This is a genomic window from Paenibacillus lutimineralis, assembly GCF_003991425.1.
GTDB lineage: Bacteria > Bacillota > Bacilli > Paenibacillales > Paenibacillaceae > Fontibacillus > Fontibacillus lutimineralis.
The window spans coordinates 5,959,123-5,976,200 of the sequence record NZ_CP034346.1; the positions used below are offsets into that span (position 1 = coordinate 5,959,123).

The window sequence follows — 17,078 nt, forward strand, 5'->3', positions numbered from 1 at the left end:
CAATAAACCTACGTCCAATCAACGAATCAATTGATATTCTTATCCACATTGTTGACACAAAATTTTGATGTTATTCGACAAATTCATACCCCATCATATTCTAACACAATTAAGGCGTGTTTGCCTTCCTGTTAGAACATATAACGCAACATCTGCGTATATCCCCAATAGTCCAGGACAAAGGCAGCTACAAAACGACCCAACACTACAGCAAGCAGTAATTGGAGCAGCTTCCCTTGCGGTCCTTTCGGATTGCGGATGATCAGATCCAACTTGAGATTTTGTAGCGCCCACCAGGATATAGCTATACAGACTAGCGATACAATAATCCCCGTTAGCCCACCGACCCCGACCGATGTAGACACTGACTCGACCGGATTCACATGATTTTCCCCCTGTCACGTTATATTTATGCTGTAGGCCCCTAATCGGTTAATAAGTAACCAAATAAAAGTGCTGTTTAAAAATATAGACCTTCTATATCATACTTGGCAACGAGACAATAATCCAGCACTACTTTTCATTGTAAAGGCTTCCAGTAGAATCTATTTTGTAATCTTTACCTCTGAATTATGCAGCAATGTATTTACCCTCGCCTTAAGAAAAATAATATAATGATCTTAACTACCTATGGAAAGGGAGAATTCTACTATGATCATAGAAGTTATTGCCTACACGCTGTCAGATGCCCTGATCGCAGCCAGGAACGGAGCGGACCGCTTGGAGGTTATTACTGCCCCTGCGGAAGGAGGTCTCACCCCAAGTCTCGGGCTCGTCCAATCAATCCTGGATCAAGTCGATATAGACATCCGGGTTATGATTCGCCCGCACAGCCGCAGCTTCGTCTATTCCAAGGAAGATATCGAAGTCATGGAACGTGATATCGCCAACCTTCGATCACTCGGAGTATCCGGTCTTGTAACCGGCGCCTTAACGCCGCAAGGAGACGTTGATACCAGCGCGCTTGAAAGACTTCTCGCCGCAGCGAATGACCTGCCAATCACATTCCACCGGGCCATAGATGAGGCCGCAGATCTGGAGCAAGCTATCTACACGCTAGGCCAATATTCACAAATCACTCATATTCTTACTTCCGGCGGCCGCCCTTCCGTACTTGAGGCCACCGACATCATAGAGCAATTAACTCCTGTCGCGAAACAGCAAGGCATCACCCTACTACCAGGCGCTGGACTCCACATCGATGCCCTTGAATCATTTCTACGCCAGACATCGGTTCAAGAGTTTCACATTGGCTCAGCATCAAGGCAGAACGGCAGCATCATGAATCCTATCGATGTGGACAAACTCTCTGCAATACGTCGCATCGCGGATCAGTTCTCGCATTGATATCGATAAGGCTATCGGAACTATTTTCATAGCTAGTAGGACCTCAGATTCTCATATAGAAACAATATAGGCACATCATCCCGGTCCAATGGTCTTTCAAATTGAATTAATTTCACTATAAGATGAAAAAAAGACCGAGCATCGAGAAGAGATGTTCGGTCTTTTTCTATTTTATTTGGAGCTGCTAGCGACACTAATCCGCGTTACCGCTCTTTGCAAAGAAAGCTCGGCACGGCGTTGGTCAATCCGATCCTGGCCTCCGCGCGCCAATCGACGCTCAGCACGTTCACGGGCAGCAATAGCCCGCTCCAGGTCGATATCCTTAGGCATCTCTGCACTTTCGGCAAGAATGATCGTCTTATCCCCTTGCACCTCAGCGAAGCCCCCATGTACAGCGATCGCAAACTTTTTCCCATTGATTTTCGCCTCAATCGGCGCAACCTTTAGTGGAGTCACGAACGGAATATGTCCGGGCAAGATACCAAGTTCCCCTTCAATTCCGCGGATGGTCAGACTGTCCACCTCTTCCGTGAACACAACATGCTCCGGTGTAACGATTTCCAGTGTAAAGGTACTCACTTTTCATCCCTCCTGTTCGTGGGACGTTCATTTCTGAAGCATCCGACGTAAGCGGTGCGATTACAACGTCTTCGCTTTTTCTACAGCCTCTTCAATAGTACCGACAAACAGGAAGGCCGCTTCCGGAAGATCGTCATGCTTGCCTTCAAGGATTTCCTTGAAGCTGCGAACCGTCTCAGTAACCGGAACATACTTCCCTTTCAAGCCTGTGAACTGTTCAGCAACGTTAAACGGCTGCGACAAGAAACGTTCCACCTTACGCGCACGAGCAACGATCACCTTGTCATCTTCAGACAATTCGTCCATACCAAGGATTGCGATAATATCTTGAAGCTCTTTATAACGAGCCAATAATTGCTTAACCCCTTGAGCTACGTTGTAATGTTCTTCCCCCACTACTTCAGGAGAGAGCATACGAGAGCTGGATGCGAGCGGGTCCACGGCCGGGAAAATACCCTTCTCGGAAATTTTACGGTCAAGGTTCGTCGTCGCATCAAGGTGAGCAAATGTTGTTGCTGGAGCTGGGTCAGTATAGTCATCCGCAGGAACGTAGATCGCTTGGATCGAAGTAACCGAACCTTTCTTCGTCGAAGTAATCCGTTCTTGCAATTGACCCATTTCCGTAGCCAGTGTAGGCTGATAACCTACTGCAGAAGGCATCCGTCCGAGCAGGGCAGATACTTCTGAGCCCGCTTGTGTAAAACGGAAGATGTTATCGATAAAGAGAAGCACGTCGCGGCCTTCTTGGTCACGGAAATATTCAGCCATTGTCAGACCTGTCAGGGCCACGCGAAGACGCGCACCTGGTGGCTCATTCATCTGACCGAATACCATCGCTGTCTTATTAATAACGCCAGACTCAGACATTTCCATGTACAAGTCATTACCTTCACGGGTACGTTCACCAACGCCCGCAAATACCGAAATACCGCCATGTTCTTGAGCGATATTGTGAATCAATTCCTGAATCGCAACCGTCTTACCTACACCCGCACCGCCGAACAGACCGATTTTACCGCCTTTGGCATAAGGAGCGAGCAAGTCTATAACCTTAATTCCCGTCTCCAGGATCTCAGATTGCGTGGACAAGTCTTCAAATGCAGGAGGATCACGGTGAATCGGGTTTCTCACTTCAGTTTCCGCTTGACCTTTATTGTCGATGGTCTCGCCAAGAACGTTAAATACCCGGCCCAGCGTAGCCGAACCTACTGGGACAGAGATCGGGGCACCCAGATCAAGTGCATCCATTCCACGTACAAGACCGTCTGTTGAAGCCATAGCGATACAACGTACCAGGTTGTCACCCAAATGACTGGATGTCTCCAGCATCAGGTCGCCTTGGTCGCCTTGCTTCATAATTTTAATAGCGTTATAAATTTCCGGTAGCTGGCCGCGTTCGAATTCGATATCAACGACCGCACCCATTACGCTAACAACGCGTCCTTTGTTCATCCTTTTTGTTCCCTCCTAATAAGTTTTGCGGGAAGCCCTGACACAAGCCTTCTAGCATAATGCATAGCAACGCTTCGTAGAGGGCCGACTATTACCGCAAACTATCATCGTAACCGTAACAGGCCGCCTTCATGAGTTATCCTTGCGCATTTGCTCCGGCAACGATTTCTGTAATTTCCTGAGTAATCGCCGCTTGACGAGCGCGGTTGTATGTCAGGGTAAGTTCATTAATCATCTTCGTAGCATTCTTCGTCGCGCTGCCCATTGCAGTCATCTTCGCGCCAAGCTCACTTGCTTTGCCTTCCAAAAGTGCAGCAAAGATAAGCGTCTCCGCATATTTCGGCAGCAGCACCTCAAGCACACGTTCTGGTGAAGGCTCATATTCATAAGCTGCTGTTACCCCATCATGTTCTACACTTTCAAAAGGAAGCAAACGGTCGATCGTCGGTTTTTGAGTGATTGCGTTGATGAATTTGCTGTAGCATAGATAAACCTCATCGTACTCCTCCAGTTCAAAGCCTTGAACCGCTTGGTAGGCGAGAGATTTAATGTCAGCAAAACTCGGGGTATCGGATAAATCTGTCACGTCGAACACTACAGGATACTGGCGACGATTAAGATAATCACGGCCTTTACGGCCAATCACGAACAGACCATACTCTTCCTTGGAAGCATGCTTATTCTTAATAAAATCAGTCAACGAACGCAACATATTAGCATTATAACCGCCAACAAGCCCGCCATCGGAAGTAATAACAATATAAGCGGTGCGTTTTACAGGACGAGTGACAAGCATCGGATGAGAGATTCCGTCTGCACCGTTCGCGATACTAGACACTACTTCACGCAGCTTCTCAACATAAGGACGGGAGGATTGTGCTTTCTCCTGGGCTCTTCTGAGCTTAGCGGAAGCAACCATCTCCATCGCTTTCGTAATCTGCCGGGTATTCTGAACGCTCTTGATCTGGCGTTTTATTTCGCGCATCCCTTTTGCCATGATTTCACCACCTTAAAGTTTTGGCAGAAGGCCAAAACTGACATCGTAAGCATAAGCTTAACTTTGGCGAAGCCAAAGTTACTTCGAAAGCACAAATCTACATAATCACAAACCGGCGATCCGGCAAGAGGCCAGGGCCGGTTCGTGAATCAATGAATCAACTATATGAGATTACTCAAAAAGTCCGCTTCGTGAACTCGTATTACACGGAACCGGCAAAGCCTCTCTTGAACTTCTCGATGATTTCCTTCAGCTTCTCTTCGTTATCCGCAGTTAAGTCCTTCGTATCGCGAATCGACTGCAGCACTTCATCATGCTGGCTCTTCACGAAGCTAAGGAATTCGGACTCGAAGCGGCGCACATCGGCAAGCTCGATATCATCAAGATAGCCTTTGACTGCCGTGTACAAGCTGATAACTTGCTCTTCTACAGCGAGTGGCTGGTGAATACCTTGCTTCAGAATCTCCATCATGCGCGAACCGCGTGTCAAGCGCGCTTGCGTTGATTTATCCAGATCGGAACCAAACTGGGAGAAAGCTTGAAGCTCGCGGTATTGCGCCAGATCCAGACGTAATGTACCCGCAACCTTCTTCATTGCCTTGATTTGTGCGGAACCGCCTACCCGGGATACAGAGATACCGACATTGATCGCCGGACGTTGACCGGAATAGAACAGATCGGATTCAAGGAATATTTGACCGTCCGTAATCGAGATTACGTTCGTCGGGATATATGCGGATACGTCTGAAGCTTGCGTCTCAATGAAAGGAAGCGCAGTAATCGATCCGCCGCCAAGCTCGTCGCTCAGCTTAGCTGCACGTTCCAACAGGCGGGAGTGCAGATAGAATACGTCACCTGGGAATGCTTCACGACCCGGAGGACGGCGAAGCAGCAAGGACAATTCGCGGTAAGCCGCAGCTTGCTTCGACAAGTCATCATAGATAATGAGGACATGCTCGCCTTTGTACATGAAGTACTCAGCCATAGCAACGCCCGCGTAAGGAGCGATATACAAGAGCGGTGAAGGTTCCGAAGCGGAAGCCGTTACCACGATGGTGTAATCGAGGGCTCCATAACGGCGCAAAGTCTCAACTACGTTAACAACCGTAGATTGCTTCTGGCCGATAGCAACGTAGATACATTTTACGCCACTGCCCTTCTGGTTAATGATCGCATCGATCGCCAGAGCCGTCTTACCCGTCTGACGGTCACCAATGATCAATTCCCGTTGGCCGCGGCCAATCGGAACCATCGAGTCAATCGCCTTGATCCCGGTTTGCATCGGTTCATGAACGGATTTCCGGTCAATAACGCCTGGTGCGTTATTCTCTACCGGACGGAATTCGGTATTCTCAATCGGACCTTTGCCGTCTACTGGCTGTCCCAGAGGATTTACAACGCGTCCAAGCAATGCATCGCCAACCGGAACCTGCATGATCTGCCCGGTACGTTTTACTTGATCCCCTTCGCGAATTTCGCTGTATGGTCCCAAGATGACAACCCCGACATTGCTTTCTTCAAGATTGAGTGCTAGACCATACACACCATTTTTAAATTCCAACAATTCGTTGGACATGACGTTCTCGAGCCCATATACACGGGCAATACCGTCACCAACTTGAATGACTGTGCCGACTTCGGCAACTTCGATTTCCGATTTATATTGTTCGATCTGACTTTTAATCAGTGTACTGATCTCTTCAGGTCTGATACTCAAGACTTTCACCCCTATCTACAGTGCTTGTCTTCGAAAAGACTTTTCAAGCCGTTCCAGCTTGCCGGATAAACTGCCGTCATAAATCACATCGCCGATTCTGACTTTGATTCCACCAAGCAATTCCTTATCGATATGGCTCTGAACGCGAATCTTCTTATTCAGCATAACGCCAAATTCGGACTCTATAGCGCGCTGCTCCTCATCGGTTAGAGGATGGGCGGTATAGACGATTGCATCAGCCAATCCAAGGGCTTCACCGGTTATTTTGACGTAAGCATCCAAAATTTCCGGTAAAACATCGGTTCTTTCACGTTCCACCAGCAGTCTGGCCATAGAAACGACAGGCTTCGACAACTTGCCTTCAAGCACACCTTCAAGCACATTCCACTTCGCTGTCCTGGAAATGTTTGGACTTAACAGGAATTTCTGAACGCTTTCATCATAATTCAGAGCGGACACCAATGTCTGCAGCTCTTGTTCAACTTCAACTGTACGTCCATCCTGAAGGGCAATCTCATATAGTGCCTTGGCATATCTGCGCGCTACGACTAGTGCACGGCTCATGACTTTCTACCTACTTCTTGCAAGTATTGATTCACAAGCTTCTCTTGATCCTCCGGATTGCTCTCAACCTCACGTTCGATCAGTTTGGATGCGATATTTACGGAGTAAGAACCAATCTCGCCACGCAAAGCCTCCATGGCCTTGTTTCTTTCGCTCTCGATATCACGAACGGCTTCATCCTTCAGACGGATCGCATCAGTTTTCGCTTGTTCCAGCAAATCGCGCGCTTGTTTGCTGCTGCTCTGCTTCGATTGTTCAATAATTTCGAAGGCCTCTTGCCGAGCTTGCTTAAGAGCTTCCTTCTGCTCTTCAACATAGGCCGTGGCCTGTTCTCTGGTTTGCCGAGCTTCTTCCAATTGGCCCTGTACCAGCTCACGGCGTTTCTCCATGACCGCGAACAATTTGCCAAAAGCGTATTTGTTAAGCAGCCAGTAAAGAATCGAAAACGCAACCATGGTAAGCACAATGTTTTCCCACAAGACTTTCACCAATGTCACTCCTTCCATCAACAAAACTAGCACTGCATTTCAGTAAATTTTCACAAAAACGAAGGCGCGGATGGCATCGGCCCTCCCCGCCAAACCGTAGCTATTTATTAAGCGAACATGATCAAGAATGCGATAACTGTTGCCGCAAGAGGCACAACTTCGACGATACCAACACCGATAAACATTGTTGTTTGAAGCTTGTTAGCTGCTTCTGGCTGACGAGCGATGGACTCAACTGTACTCTTTACGATCATCCCGTTACCAAGACCTGCGCCAAGCGCACCCAAACCAACTGCAATAGCTGCTGCCAAAAAATTCATTTAATTATCCTCCTTAGTATCAGTTCATTTTAATGTGCTTATAATAGATCTCTGACGGATGCTCCTTAATCGGAAATTACCGACAGAGCCTTATTAATGCTCTTCCTCGTGAATCGTTGTCTGTGCAATATAAACCATCGTCAATATTGTAAAGATATAGGCTTGCAGTGCACCGACAAAAATACTGAATCCTTGCCATACTCCCAGAAACGGGATGCCGAGCACTCCCATTTTGAGAATAACCGTGATCAACACCTCGCCTGCAAAAATATTCGCGAACAACCGAAGCGCTAAAGCGATCGGTTTTGCAAGGTTTTCAATGATATTAAGCGGCAGGAAAATCGGGAATGGTTCAATATAGTGCCTAAGATAATGCTTCCGATTGTATCGTAGACCTAGATAGTTCATCAGTATGAACACGACAATCGCAAGTCCAGCTGTCACGGAGACATCTGCGGTCGGAGACTTCCACCACAGAAGCTCGGCATGTTCGCCATCAGCCAGGCCACGTGTTGCTTCAATAACATGCCCAAAGATCATTTCCGGCTTATGAGCTTCTGTAATAATGCCAAGTGGCAATCCTAGAAGGTTGGATACAAAGATAAAAAGAATTAGCGTTAGCCCCAAGGAGAGGTAATGCCTTCCTTTCTTAAGATCCATAGTGCTTCCAATAATCCCTTGAACGAATTCGACAATCCATTCCATAAAGTTCTGGAATTTCGACGGATTCTCTACAGACAAATTAGCCACTGACAGTCTGCAAACAAGAAATACGATCGCCATACTCACCAGAAGCATGAATACTGCGGATAAATCAAGCTGAAATCCTCCGAGCATAATAACGGGCGCATCATGCATTTGTATTATTCACCCCTTTCCCCTAGGTAGCTGTTAAGACTTATTTCTGGCCCCGATCACAATGCTGATCGGAATCGTCAAAAGTTGAGGAACGAAAAGTCCAATCACAACACCTAAGACCGATACCTGTTCAACCTTGACCGCAACCATAATAACAAGTAAAACAAGACATATCCTTGTTAGAAACCCGAAGCTGAAGCGTCCCTCCTGCTGGCTGACAACATACTCAGCCAGGCCACGCACCTTCATGGAGAGAAAGCGGGTATAGACCAACCCAACAGCAAGACCAAGGATTAAGCCAGAGATGTCTGACCTGTAATCCGGAAAGAAAGCCCACCCAAAAAACAACGCGGATAGGATGAGGAAGGTCGTTCTGGTCACAGCTGACACAATCGAGTTCAAGTCATCCATCCTGCTCCCCCATAAACTTATAGATTAAGATAAATATGTTGGCGATTCCAAGGATCAGACCGACGATCGATCCGATAGCAATCCAGTAATTCGGACCATCGAACCTTTCGGCCAACCATCTTGAAACAAAAAAGCCAGCGACGATATAAAAAGCTAGCAAAATACCCGCGCCGCTAATATAAGCAGCGATCATCCAAGGATTTGCATTTTTATCATGATTCTCCATATTGTCAATTCCCAATTCATTTTACTGAATTTTAAGACTTTTTGTCAAACAAGAGAACATCTTATCGACGGCCAACATATAAGCAAACCATACAGTAATACTGTATGCTATCTTGCAAAAAAACACAATTATTGATCTTTCTAAATTGTGAACTTTTTGTGAAATTCTTCTGGTCGTTCATTAATAACACCGAAATGGTGAAGAATCGCATTGACAATTCTTTGAGATGCCTGCCCATCTCCATAAGGATTAGCCGCTTTACTCATCGAATCATATAGTTCACTATCTGTCAGTAACGCCCTCGTCCGTTCATAGACCATCTCCTCATCTGTGCCGACAAGCTCCAGCGTCCCCGCTTCAATCCCTTCCGGACGCTCGGTTGTGTCGCGAAGCACAAGTACAGGAACGCCAAAAGACGGCGCTTCTTCCTGTAAACCGCCGGAGTCCGTAAGGATTAGATGTGTATGTGGATAGAAATTATGCAGATCTACCACATCCAAAGGATCAATAAGTTTAATACGAGGATGGCTGCCCAAAGTTTCATACGCCGGTTCTCTTACCGCTGGGCTCAGATGGACAGGATACACGATCGCTACGTCTTCAAATTCATCAGCGATACGTCTCACAGCACGGAAGATGTTCATGTGAGGCTGCCCCTGTGACTCGCGGCGATGAGCCGTCATCAGAATAAGCCGCTTACCGGCGGCCCATTCCAGCACAGAATTGCTATAATTCTGCTGTACTGTATATTGAAACACATCCGTTACCGTGTTGCCTGTGATATATATGGTTGACTCTGATTTATTCTCTTTGCGCAAATTGCTTGCAGACCAGCCTGTTGGAGCAAAGTGTAAGTCTGCAATTACGCCGGTTAATTGGCGGTTCATCTCCTCCGGATAAGGCGATAATTTATTCCAAGTACGAAGTCCAGCCTCTACATGGCCCACCTTGATTTGCTGCAAAAATGCAGCATAGCTTGCCAGGAATGTCGTGAGGGTATCCCCGTGAACGAGCACGATATCCGGTTTTGCCTCACGTAACACACCCTCCAGACCCTCAAGCACCCGAATCGTAACCTCATTCAGACTCTGATTCGGTTTCATTACATTCAGATCATAATCAGGAACAATTTTGAACACATCCAGCACCTGATCAAGCATTTCGCGATGCTGGGCAGTTACACAAACCACAGACTCAATGTCCTCAGGATGCTTGTTCAGCTCCAGGATAAGCGGAGCCATCTTGATTGCTTCAGGTCTGACTCCGAAGATCGTCATTACTTTAATTTTAGACATGTTCGTTTCCTTTCTCATGATCAAATCATGATCTATTTTGTTCCGTACAAGCGGTCTCCTGCGTCGCCAAGTCCAGGAATAATATACCCATGATCATTCAGACGCTCGTCCAGTGCAGCTACGTAAATATCTACATCAGGATGGACATCATGAACTGCCTTGACTCCTTCTGGAGCAGCGATCAGGTTCATCATCTTAATCTGTGTGCAGCCGCGTTTCTTCAGCGCATCGATCGCAGCAATAGCCGAGCCGCCCGTTGCCAGCATCGGGTCAATGACAATCAACTCACGCTCCTGTACATCGGTAGGAAGCTTAATGTAATATTCCACAGGCTGCAGTGTCTCAGGATCGCGGAAAAGACCAACATGTCCTACCTTCGCTGCCGGAAGCAGTTTCAATACGCCATCAAGCATACCGAGACCTGCACGTAAAATAGGAATCAGACCGAGCATACGCCCAGAGATAACCTTGGCTTCTGTCTCGGTCACAGGAGTCTGAACTTTAATTGTCTCAAGCGGAATTTCCCTCGTAATCTCATAGGCCATCAATGTAGCTACTTCGTCAACCAATTCACGAAAATCCTTCGTATTCGTGTTCATGTCTCGAATGAACGTTAATTTGTGCTGAATTAAGGGGTGATCACATACTATTAATTTTCCCATTATATCCCTCCGGTGGTTGTGTATAACAAAGAATTCTGGTTGCGGCGACATACTCCGAGTTGAATGCTCCACAAATCTCGTATATTATATCACTTTCGCCAATGCATTTTCACCCAAACTTATTCATGTTGCAAATCTTTCAGAAATTAACTATCTTCTATAGTCCCCTGATATATCTGCTTGCATTCAACTTTTCATAACCTCTAGGAGAATATTAAGCATTAAAAAAATGATATCCAAGCGCTTCATATCTATATAAATAGCCGAGAAGCATTGCTTCCCGGCTGGGCAATTCCAAATGAATCTTCTAATTAATAAGTAAGTTCTGAATATAATGGGTAGCGGTCCGTCAAATTGGACACACGGCTACGGCATTCGGCAAGTACTGCTTCATCTTGAGAAGACTTCAAGGTTGTAGCAATAATACGGCCAATCTCCTTCATTGCTTCCTCGTCCATGCCTCTGGAGGTGGCTGCCGGAGTTCCGATGCGAATACCGCTCGTTACAAAAGGACTCGTTGGATCGAAAGGAATCGCATTCTTGTTCACAGTAATCCCGATAGAATCAAGTACATGCTCCGCATCTTTACCCGTGATGTTCAAATTGCGAGTATCAATCAACATCAAGTGATTATCCGTTCCACCGGAGACGAGATTCAACCCTTCAGAAACCAGCGTCTCGGCTAACACCTTCGCATTCTTCACCACATTCTCGGCATATACTTTGAACGAAGGTTGCAGCGCTTCACCCAAAGCGACAGCTTTAGAAGCAATAACATGCATCAACGGCCCGCCTTGTGTACCTGGGAATACCGCCTTGTCGATAGCAGCAGCCCAAGGCTTGCGGCATAGGATCATCCCGCCGCGTGGTCCGCGCAATGTCTTGTGAGTGGTTGTCGTCACAAAATGAGCATGAGGCACTGGGCTTGGATGCAAACCAGCAGCTACCAATCCGGCGATATGCGCCATATCGACCATGAATAATGCGCCTACATCATTAGCGATCTGTGCAATTTTCTCGAAATCAATAATGCGTGGATAAGCGCTCGCTCCAGCAACGATCAGACGAGGGCGATGCTTGAAGGCCGCTTTACGGACTTCATCATAATCGATCAGGAAGCTATCTTCTTGCACACCATAGGCTACGAAGTTATAGAGCAAGCCAGATGCGTTAACAGGACTTCCGTGCGTCAAATGGCCACCATGGGCCAGATTCATACCAAGCACCGTATCGCCAGGCTTCAAAGCGGCAAGATAGACGGCCATGTTCGCTTGAGCTCCAGAGTGCGGCTGCACATTGGCGTGCTCAGCACCAAACAGTTCCTTGGCCCGATCGCGAGCAATGTCCTCAACAATGTCAACATGCTCACAGCCCCCGTAGTAGCGTTTGCCTGGATAACCTTCTGCATATTTGTTCGTCAGAACCGAACCCATCGCTTCCATAACCGCCTCACTAACGATGTTCTCCGATGCAATCAATTCAATGTTGCTCTGTTGACGCTTCAGTTCCAGGTTCATCGCTTCCAGTACAGCCGGGTCTTGCTTTCTCAATTGATCCATAGGTAAATTGCCTCCTTATAATATAAAGAATAATTTTCTTAATTCCTATTAATCACATACGTTTGAGTCTGTTGCTGCTGGTAACTGATATACTGCCCGCTCGCCACCGATCAGCTTAGGACGAGTCCATGCAGCTGTGACACGGGCTTCACCAACGTAACGTCTTGTAGAACGGAAAGGAATGGCAACACGACGCAGATGCATGCCGATAAGCGTCTCGCCAATATCAATTCCGCCATGAGCCTCTATGCTCTCCACCAGACAAGGAGCTTGCAACTGCCTGTAAGCGAAGGCTGCCATGGAACCTCCCGCTTTCCTCACCGGAACCGCCGATACTTCAGTCAACCGTAGACGATCAAGTACTGCACGTTCTACGACCAGAGCCCGGTTCAAATGCTCACAGCATTGGAATGCAACATCAAATCCGTACTTGCTTCGAACCTGCTCGATCCCGGCATACAAGTCGGCTGCGACCGCCTCCGCCCCGGCCGTGCCGATCCGCTGACCGGCTACCTCGCTGGTGCTGGCGCCAACAACGAGCAGATGGCTCGGGCCGAACTTCGCCGTAGCGCATAGCTCTTCCAGTATCTCCACGACCTGCTGTCCAATCTCTGCAATATGTTTCGTTTCCATGATGTTCTGGCACCCCTTCTCTGATTTGAAGTTCGAAATTCCTTGATAGCGCATGTCCTTATTATATACCTAAACCCGGCAAAAATCGTGGCGACAATCTACTATGCAGAACAGCCTCTTATAGTTAGACTATCTTGGCGGATACAACTGCCTGTGCCGGGTTTATGGTTCTTGAACTTGCATGGAATTGGATAACTAGAGAACTTCGGTTCCCAGAGAGAAGTGTGTCATGCCAAAACAACGAAAAAAGAGCATGACAATCACAAGTGACGTCGTGCTCTTTGCCCAGGCGACCGGCCGTATATTCCGATGCTCCATTGTGGTTTGGTCCACTATCGTCGCCAGTTACATCGGATCTTCGTAAAGGTAGTTCAAAAAGTCCGCTTTTGATCACGAAGTGAATCAAGAAGTGGCTCGGCATCGAATCTTGAATTCACCCGGGCCTTCCGGTGCTCACGTACCAACTACGTACGCTCCGCTCCTCACGCCCTAGCTTCATCCAACCTTCTCGGTGCTGAAAACCGGCCTTTTTGAACACGCACTTTTATGACTTTAGAATAAAGCATCCCTTGAATAAATGCAACTGATTATTATGATCTATATCACTATGCCTCGCCGGAGTTCTTGAAGTCAGTCTTCTCTAGCTTGTCCAGCAGTTGCTCCAGTGCGGATCTAATCTCTAGCGCAGTCGCATTATATTCCATCCGGGAACCCCCGAATGGATCGGAAATGTCGTAAGCCGGCATCTGCCGAAGCAACTCCGCAAGCCTCCGTTGTCTTGCCGTATCCAGTTCCTTACCAAGCGCCCGGTCAAGCTCAAGCTCAGCGACCAGTTGATGCAGCTCATCTTGGGCCTCAAGCACTTGTAGATCATTCTCTACATACTCTTTTAACGTATATATTTTATCAGCTGCTACAGGAAAATATTGAATGACATGCCGTCTATGTCCACCAGTCAGAGTAAGAATCAAATCAGCCCAATCAACCAATCCCTCACTTAGCGGTGTTGAAGTAATACGATCCTCAATCCCCTGGTCCCTAAGTACAGCTGCGGCGTGTGCAGACATCGAGGTTCCTTCGGAAGCGGCTACCCCGGCCGAGCGTACATCCAGCGACATCCCACGATCCTTGGCCAGCTTGCGAAGCATTCCTTCCGCCATAGGGCTGCGGCAAGTATTGCCCGTGCATATAAATAATATTCGCATCCTCATGCACCTCCGTTAAAGCCTGACTTCATAGGTTCCTATGAAGTGTTCGTGTTCATTGTATCAAAAGATAAACATCAGTCCAAATGCAAATAGAATCGATCCGCCAACAGCTTCTCCGTAATCCCCCAGACTGCGGCTGACCCCCCGACCGAGCGCCAGCCCGAACAGGGACATCAACCCACCGAACAAACCAAACGTAAGCACCGTTAATAGCAGCTCGCTATGGAACATTCCCAACGAGACGCCAACAGAGAAGGAGTCCACGCTGACGCTTAGGGAGAACAGAAATATGCCTGGCCAGGAACGGTAGTTAATGAACTGATTCGCCCCACTCTTGAGCGAGCTATATATCATATGTCCCCCTAGCAGCAGGAGCAGACCGCCCGACACAAATTTGGTCAAATAGCCTAACAGTTCGCCTACATAATGACCCGTCAGAATACCCAACACCGGCATCAGAATATGAAAGAAGGACACCGTCATAACGATTCGCAGCACATCCCTGCGTCGTACACCATTCACTCCGACACCGATTCCTAGAGAAAAAGCATCCATTCCTAAGGCAATTGCCATGAACAGGATCGTCAGTAACTCTCCGATCCGCTCCAAGGCCTCGTTCATGCAGGTCACCACCTATCGCCGTTGTCCAAAATCACTTGTACAACCATATGCGACAAGCCGTGAATTCATGACACAAGCTGAACCAAGCCTCTGTAATTATTCCTCTCCAACGGTCAAAATTCCCGCCTCGGAGTAATTGATATACTGCCGCAGTTTGCTGGCAGATGTCCAATTAATTTCCCCATTCTCGAACATCGATTGAACTTCATTCCGCTGTGCCTGAATTCCTCGGATTCGAAGCTCATTTTTGTATTGATCCAACAGCTCCTCGTCTTCAATATCTACGGTAACGCCCTTCATACGCTGCTGTACTTCATCGTATTGGGCTAGAAGAGTCCGAGCAGCCTGGCGGTTGTCATCATTCATCGATTCCTGAATTGCCTGGATCGCCGCCTTGGACGTACGTGCCCGAAGTGCGCGAATCTGATCCAGATTCCCGGCTGGAATACGCTTCTTATTGCTCTTCAGGAACAGCTTCGATAATAAGCGACGGAGCCGATATACCGAGATCAGCATGACGACCTTGAACTTGTTGGACATGAGCATCTCCATCTGCTTCATACCCTCTTCGATCTTCGTAGCCATCTCGCCTGCGATCTCTCCGCGATCGAGCATATTCTGGATTTCCCGGCGCTCCGCCTGAAGGGCAGTCATCCGCAACTTCATTAACTGCTTATCCCACTTGCTATCCATCCAATCCATATCCTCATCATTATGCAAAGTAAGCAACTGACGACGGTAATCCGCAACAATATAGCTTGCCGCTGTCCGATTCTCATCGGTCGTCGCTTCTTTGACGGCCTGAATCGCCGCTTTAATAATACGTGCTCGCGCTTCCCTCTCTCTGCCCTCCTCATTCTCTAGCGCATCTTCATCGGTTTTGGACAATATAGGCAACATGATACTGGCGATAATTAGCGAACAGAGGATTACCCCTGCTGCGAGGAAAATAATTAAATCCCGTTCCGGAAAATAACTACCGTCCTGTAAAAAGTAAGGAATAGAGAATGCCGCGGCTAAAGTCACCGCTCCTCTAACCCCAGATAAGGAGAGAAGCACAGATGAATTTAGCTTCGGTCTCTCTAGCGTATCTCCGCTGCCTAACAGCCAGGAGCCTTCCCAGAATAGATACACCCAGATGAACCGGAGAAGAATCAAGCCTATCGATATGATTCCAATGAAGCCAAGTACCTGAAGATTGCTATAATGTGGGCTGTGCAGAATGGTCTCTGTCGCCCCAGGGATCTGTAGTCCAAGAACTACGAATACAAGTCCGTTAAGGATATACAGAATAACCGACCAGGTATTTTGCGATACCACTTGAAGCTCCGCCTGCATCGATTCCGTACGGTCCTTCTCAATGGCGTGCACAATTCCCCCGGCAACAACGGCCAAAATTCCAGAGAGTCCGAATCCCTCCGTAATCAAGTAGATGGCGAACGGAGTCAGAATCTGAATGAGCATATGGATTGTGACATCCTCCATGCCTAGACGTCTTATGAACATTCGAAGCCATACGATCAAGAAAGCAACAATCGTTCCGCAGACAAGTCCCCCAATAGAAATCAGCAAGAAGCTGCCAGCGGCTTCCGTAATTGAGAAAACTCCCGTAACTGTGGCCGCTATAGCGAATTTAAATGCGACCAAGCCAGAGGCGTCATTCATCAGCGACTCTCCCTCTAGCAAACGGAGAATACCTTTCGGCAGATTGATCCGCCCCGCCAGGGAAGAGACCGCTACAGCATCGGTCGGAGATAATATGGCTGCCAAGGCAAACGCTGCAGGCAGCGGTATGCTAGGAATCAACCAATGAATGAAGTAACCTCCGGCAAATACCGTAACAAATACAAGCCCTAGCGCGAGCAGCAGAATTGGGGCTCTTAACTCCCATAGCTCTTCTCTCGGTGTCCGCTTCCCATCGTTATATAACAGCGGTGCGATGAATAGAACCAGGAACAGCTCCGTATCCAGCTCCAAATGTAATCCTAGAGGAAGCAGCGCAGCGGCTGTCCCCAAAATAATCTGCAGCAGAGGAACCGGAACGAACGGGATGAAGCGATTAATTACATTCGATACTCCAATCAAACACAGCATAATTAGTACAAGTTCTAATATTTCCATAGATTGTCCTCCCATAAAAA

The 17,078-nt window shown here is 47.7% G+C and carries 19 protein-coding genes and 1 riboswitch; of the genes, 1 reads left to right on the top strand and 18 read right to left on the bottom strand.

Annotated features, from left to right (window positions below):
- Window positions 1–131: 131 nt before the first annotated feature.
- Window positions 132–383 (bottom strand): DUF1146 family protein, encoded by a 252-nt coding sequence (locus EI981_RS26570; protein WP_127003376.1) that lies wholly within the window; start codon window positions 381–383, stop codon window positions 132–134.
- A 268-nt stretch (window positions 384–651) separates the two neighbouring features.
- Here EI981_RS26570 and EI981_RS26575 point away from each other — a divergent pair, with 268 nt between their 5' ends.
- Window positions 652–1,347 carry a copper homeostasis protein CutC gene (locus EI981_RS26575; RefSeq protein ID WP_162616280.1) on the top strand — a complete coding sequence of 232 codons (696 nt, stop codon included), beginning with the start codon at window positions 652–654 and terminating at the stop codon, window positions 1,345–1,347.
- A 171-nt stretch (window positions 1,348–1,518) separates the two neighbouring features.
- Here EI981_RS26575 and EI981_RS26580 read toward each other — a convergent pair whose 3' ends face one another.
- From EI981_RS26580 to EI981_RS26660, 17 genes are all read right to left on the bottom strand, one after another.
- Entirely contained in the window at window positions 1,519–1,926 is a 408-nt protein-coding gene (locus EI981_RS26580) for a F0F1 ATP synthase subunit epsilon (protein ID WP_127003380.1), read from the bottom strand.
- 60 nt (window positions 1,927–1,986) lie between these two features.
- On the bottom strand, window positions 1,987–3,378 hold the full coding sequence (gene atpD / locus EI981_RS26585; protein ID WP_127003382.1) for a F0F1 ATP synthase subunit beta: 1,392 nt from the start codon (window positions 3,376–3,378) through the stop codon (window positions 1,987–1,989).
- 136 nt (window positions 3,379–3,514) lie between these two features.
- Entirely contained in the window at window positions 3,515–4,375 is an 861-nt protein-coding gene (atpG, locus tag EI981_RS26590) for an ATP synthase F1 subunit gamma (RefSeq protein WP_127003384.1), read from the bottom strand.
- Between the two features lie 202 nt (window positions 4,376–4,577).
- On the bottom strand, window positions 4,578–6,092 hold the full coding sequence (atpA, locus tag EI981_RS26595; protein ID WP_127003386.1) for a F0F1 ATP synthase subunit alpha: 1,515 nt from the start codon (window positions 6,090–6,092) through the stop codon (window positions 4,578–4,580).
- 15 nt (window positions 6,093–6,107) lie between these two features.
- Window positions 6,108–6,656, bottom strand: coding sequence for a F0F1 ATP synthase subunit delta (locus tag EI981_RS26600; RefSeq protein WP_127003388.1), 549 nt, complete (start codon window positions 6,654–6,656; stop codon window positions 6,108–6,110).
- Window positions 6,653–7,144 carry a F0F1 ATP synthase subunit B gene (gene atpF, locus EI981_RS26605; RefSeq protein ID WP_127003390.1) on the bottom strand — a complete coding sequence of 164 codons (492 nt, stop codon included), beginning with the start codon at window positions 7,142–7,144 and terminating at the stop codon, window positions 6,653–6,655. Before atpF ends, EI981_RS26600 begins: the two co-directional genes overlap by 4 nt.
- Window positions 7,145–7,251: 107 nt before the next feature.
- Window positions 7,252–7,464 carry a F0F1 ATP synthase subunit C gene (atpE, locus tag EI981_RS26610; RefSeq protein ID WP_127003392.1) on the bottom strand — a complete coding sequence of 71 codons (213 nt, stop codon included), beginning with the start codon at window positions 7,462–7,464 and terminating at the stop codon, window positions 7,252–7,254.
- Between the two features lie 93 nt (window positions 7,465–7,557).
- Window positions 7,558–8,322, bottom strand: coding sequence for a F0F1 ATP synthase subunit A (atpB, locus tag EI981_RS26615; protein ID WP_127003394.1), 765 nt, complete (start codon window positions 8,320–8,322; stop codon window positions 7,558–7,560).
- Window positions 8,323–8,355: 33 nt separating this feature from the next.
- Window positions 8,356–8,733 (bottom strand): ATP synthase subunit I, encoded by a 378-nt coding sequence (locus tag EI981_RS26620; RefSeq protein WP_127003396.1) that lies wholly within the window; start codon window positions 8,731–8,733, stop codon window positions 8,356–8,358.
- Window positions 8,726–8,959, bottom strand: a complete 234-nt coding sequence (locus tag EI981_RS26625) for an AtpZ/AtpI family protein (protein WP_127003398.1) — start codon at window positions 8,957–8,959, stop codon at window positions 8,726–8,728. Before EI981_RS26625 ends, EI981_RS26620 begins: the two co-directional genes overlap by 8 nt.
- A gap of 140 nt (window positions 8,960–9,099) precedes the next feature.
- The gene (wecB, locus tag EI981_RS26630) at window positions 9,100–10,254 is read right to left on the bottom strand and encodes a non-hydrolyzing UDP-N-acetylglucosamine 2-epimerase (RefSeq protein ID WP_127003400.1); all 1,155 of its coding nucleotides are present in this window, start codon (window positions 10,252–10,254) and stop codon (window positions 9,100–9,102) included.
- Window positions 10,255–10,286: 32 nt separating this feature from the next.
- Entirely contained in the window at window positions 10,287–10,916 is a 630-nt protein-coding gene (gene upp, locus EI981_RS26635) for a uracil phosphoribosyltransferase (RefSeq protein WP_127003402.1), read from the bottom strand.
- 311 nt (window positions 10,917–11,227) lie between these two features.
- Window positions 11,228–12,475: a serine hydroxymethyltransferase gene (gene glyA / locus EI981_RS26640; RefSeq protein WP_127003404.1), complete on the bottom strand. Its 1,248-nt coding sequence runs from the start codon at window positions 12,473–12,475 to the stop codon at window positions 11,228–11,230.
- 48 nt (window positions 12,476–12,523) lie between these two features.
- Entirely contained in the window at window positions 12,524–13,108 is a 585-nt protein-coding gene (locus EI981_RS26645; protein WP_127003406.1) for a TIGR01440 family protein, read from the bottom strand.
- Window positions 13,109–13,384: 276 nt separating this feature from the next.
- Window positions 13,385–13,467, bottom strand: a riboswitch (ZMP/ZTP riboswitch).
- Between the two features lie 246 nt (window positions 13,468–13,713).
- On the bottom strand, window positions 13,714–14,313 hold the full coding sequence (locus EI981_RS26650) for a low molecular weight protein arginine phosphatase (protein ID WP_127003408.1): 600 nt from the start codon (window positions 14,311–14,313) through the stop codon (window positions 13,714–13,716).
- Between the two features lie 63 nt (window positions 14,314–14,376).
- Window positions 14,377–14,937, bottom strand: coding sequence for a manganese efflux pump MntP (locus EI981_RS26655; RefSeq protein WP_127003410.1), 561 nt, complete (start codon window positions 14,935–14,937; stop codon window positions 14,377–14,379).
- A 96-nt stretch (window positions 14,938–15,033) separates the two neighbouring features.
- Window positions 15,034–17,058 (bottom strand): Na+/H+ antiporter, encoded by a 2,025-nt coding sequence (locus tag EI981_RS26660; protein WP_127003412.1) that lies wholly within the window; start codon window positions 17,056–17,058, stop codon window positions 15,034–15,036.
- Window positions 17,059–17,078 lie beyond the last annotated feature (20 nt).

Excerpts from the sequence above, each read along its gene's own strand:
- glyA (WP_127003404.1), bottom strand. The coding sequence starts at position 12,475 with ATGGATCAATTGAGAAAGCAAGACCCGGCTGTACTGGAAGCGATGAAC.
- EI981_RS26660 (WP_127003412.1), bottom strand. The coding sequence starts at position 17,058 with ATGGAAATATTAGAACTTGTACTAATTATGCTGTGTTTGATTGGAGTA.
- wecB (WP_127003400.1), bottom strand. The coding sequence starts at position 10,254 with ATGTCTAAAATTAAAGTAATGACGATCTTCGGAGTCAGACCTGAAGCA.
- EI981_RS26625 (WP_127003398.1), bottom strand. The coding sequence starts at position 8,959 with ATGGAGAATCATGATAAAAATGCAAATCCTTGGATGATCGCTGCTTAT.
- atpD (WP_127003382.1), bottom strand. The coding sequence starts at position 3,378 with ATGAACAAAGGACGCGTTGTTAGCGTAATGGGTGCGGTCGTTGATATC.
- EI981_RS26645 (WP_127003406.1), bottom strand. The coding sequence starts at position 13,108 with ATGGAAACGAAACATATTGCAGAGATTGGACAGCAGGTCGTGGAGATA.
- EI981_RS26575 (WP_162616280.1), top strand. The coding sequence starts at position 652 with ATGATCATAGAAGTTATTGCCTACACGCTGTCAGATGCCCTGATCGCA.
- atpB (WP_127003394.1), bottom strand. The coding sequence starts at position 8,322 with ATGCATGATGCGCCCGTTATTATGCTCGGAGGATTTCAGCTTGATTTA.
- atpE (WP_127003392.1), bottom strand. The coding sequence starts at position 7,464 with ATGAATTTTTTGGCAGCAGCTATTGCAGTTGGTTTGGGTGCGCTTGGC.
- atpG (WP_127003384.1), bottom strand. The coding sequence starts at position 4,375 with ATGGCAAAAGGGATGCGCGAAATAAAACGCCAGATCAAGAGCGTTCAG.
- EI981_RS26655 (WP_127003410.1), bottom strand. The coding sequence starts at position 14,937 with ATGAACGAGGCCTTGGAGCGGATCGGAGAGTTACTGACGATCCTGTTC.
- EI981_RS26620 (WP_127003396.1), bottom strand. The coding sequence starts at position 8,733 with ATGGATGACTTGAACTCGATTGTGTCAGCTGTGACCAGAACGACCTTC.
- upp (WP_127003402.1), bottom strand. The coding sequence starts at position 10,916 with ATGGGAAAATTAATAGTATGTGATCACCCCTTAATTCAGCACAAATTA.
- EI981_RS26650 (WP_127003408.1), bottom strand. The coding sequence starts at position 14,313 with ATGCGAATATTATTTATATGCACGGGCAATACTTGCCGCAGCCCTATG.
- EI981_RS26600 (WP_127003388.1), bottom strand. The coding sequence starts at position 6,656 with ATGAGCCGTGCACTAGTCGTAGCGCGCAGATATGCCAAGGCACTATAT.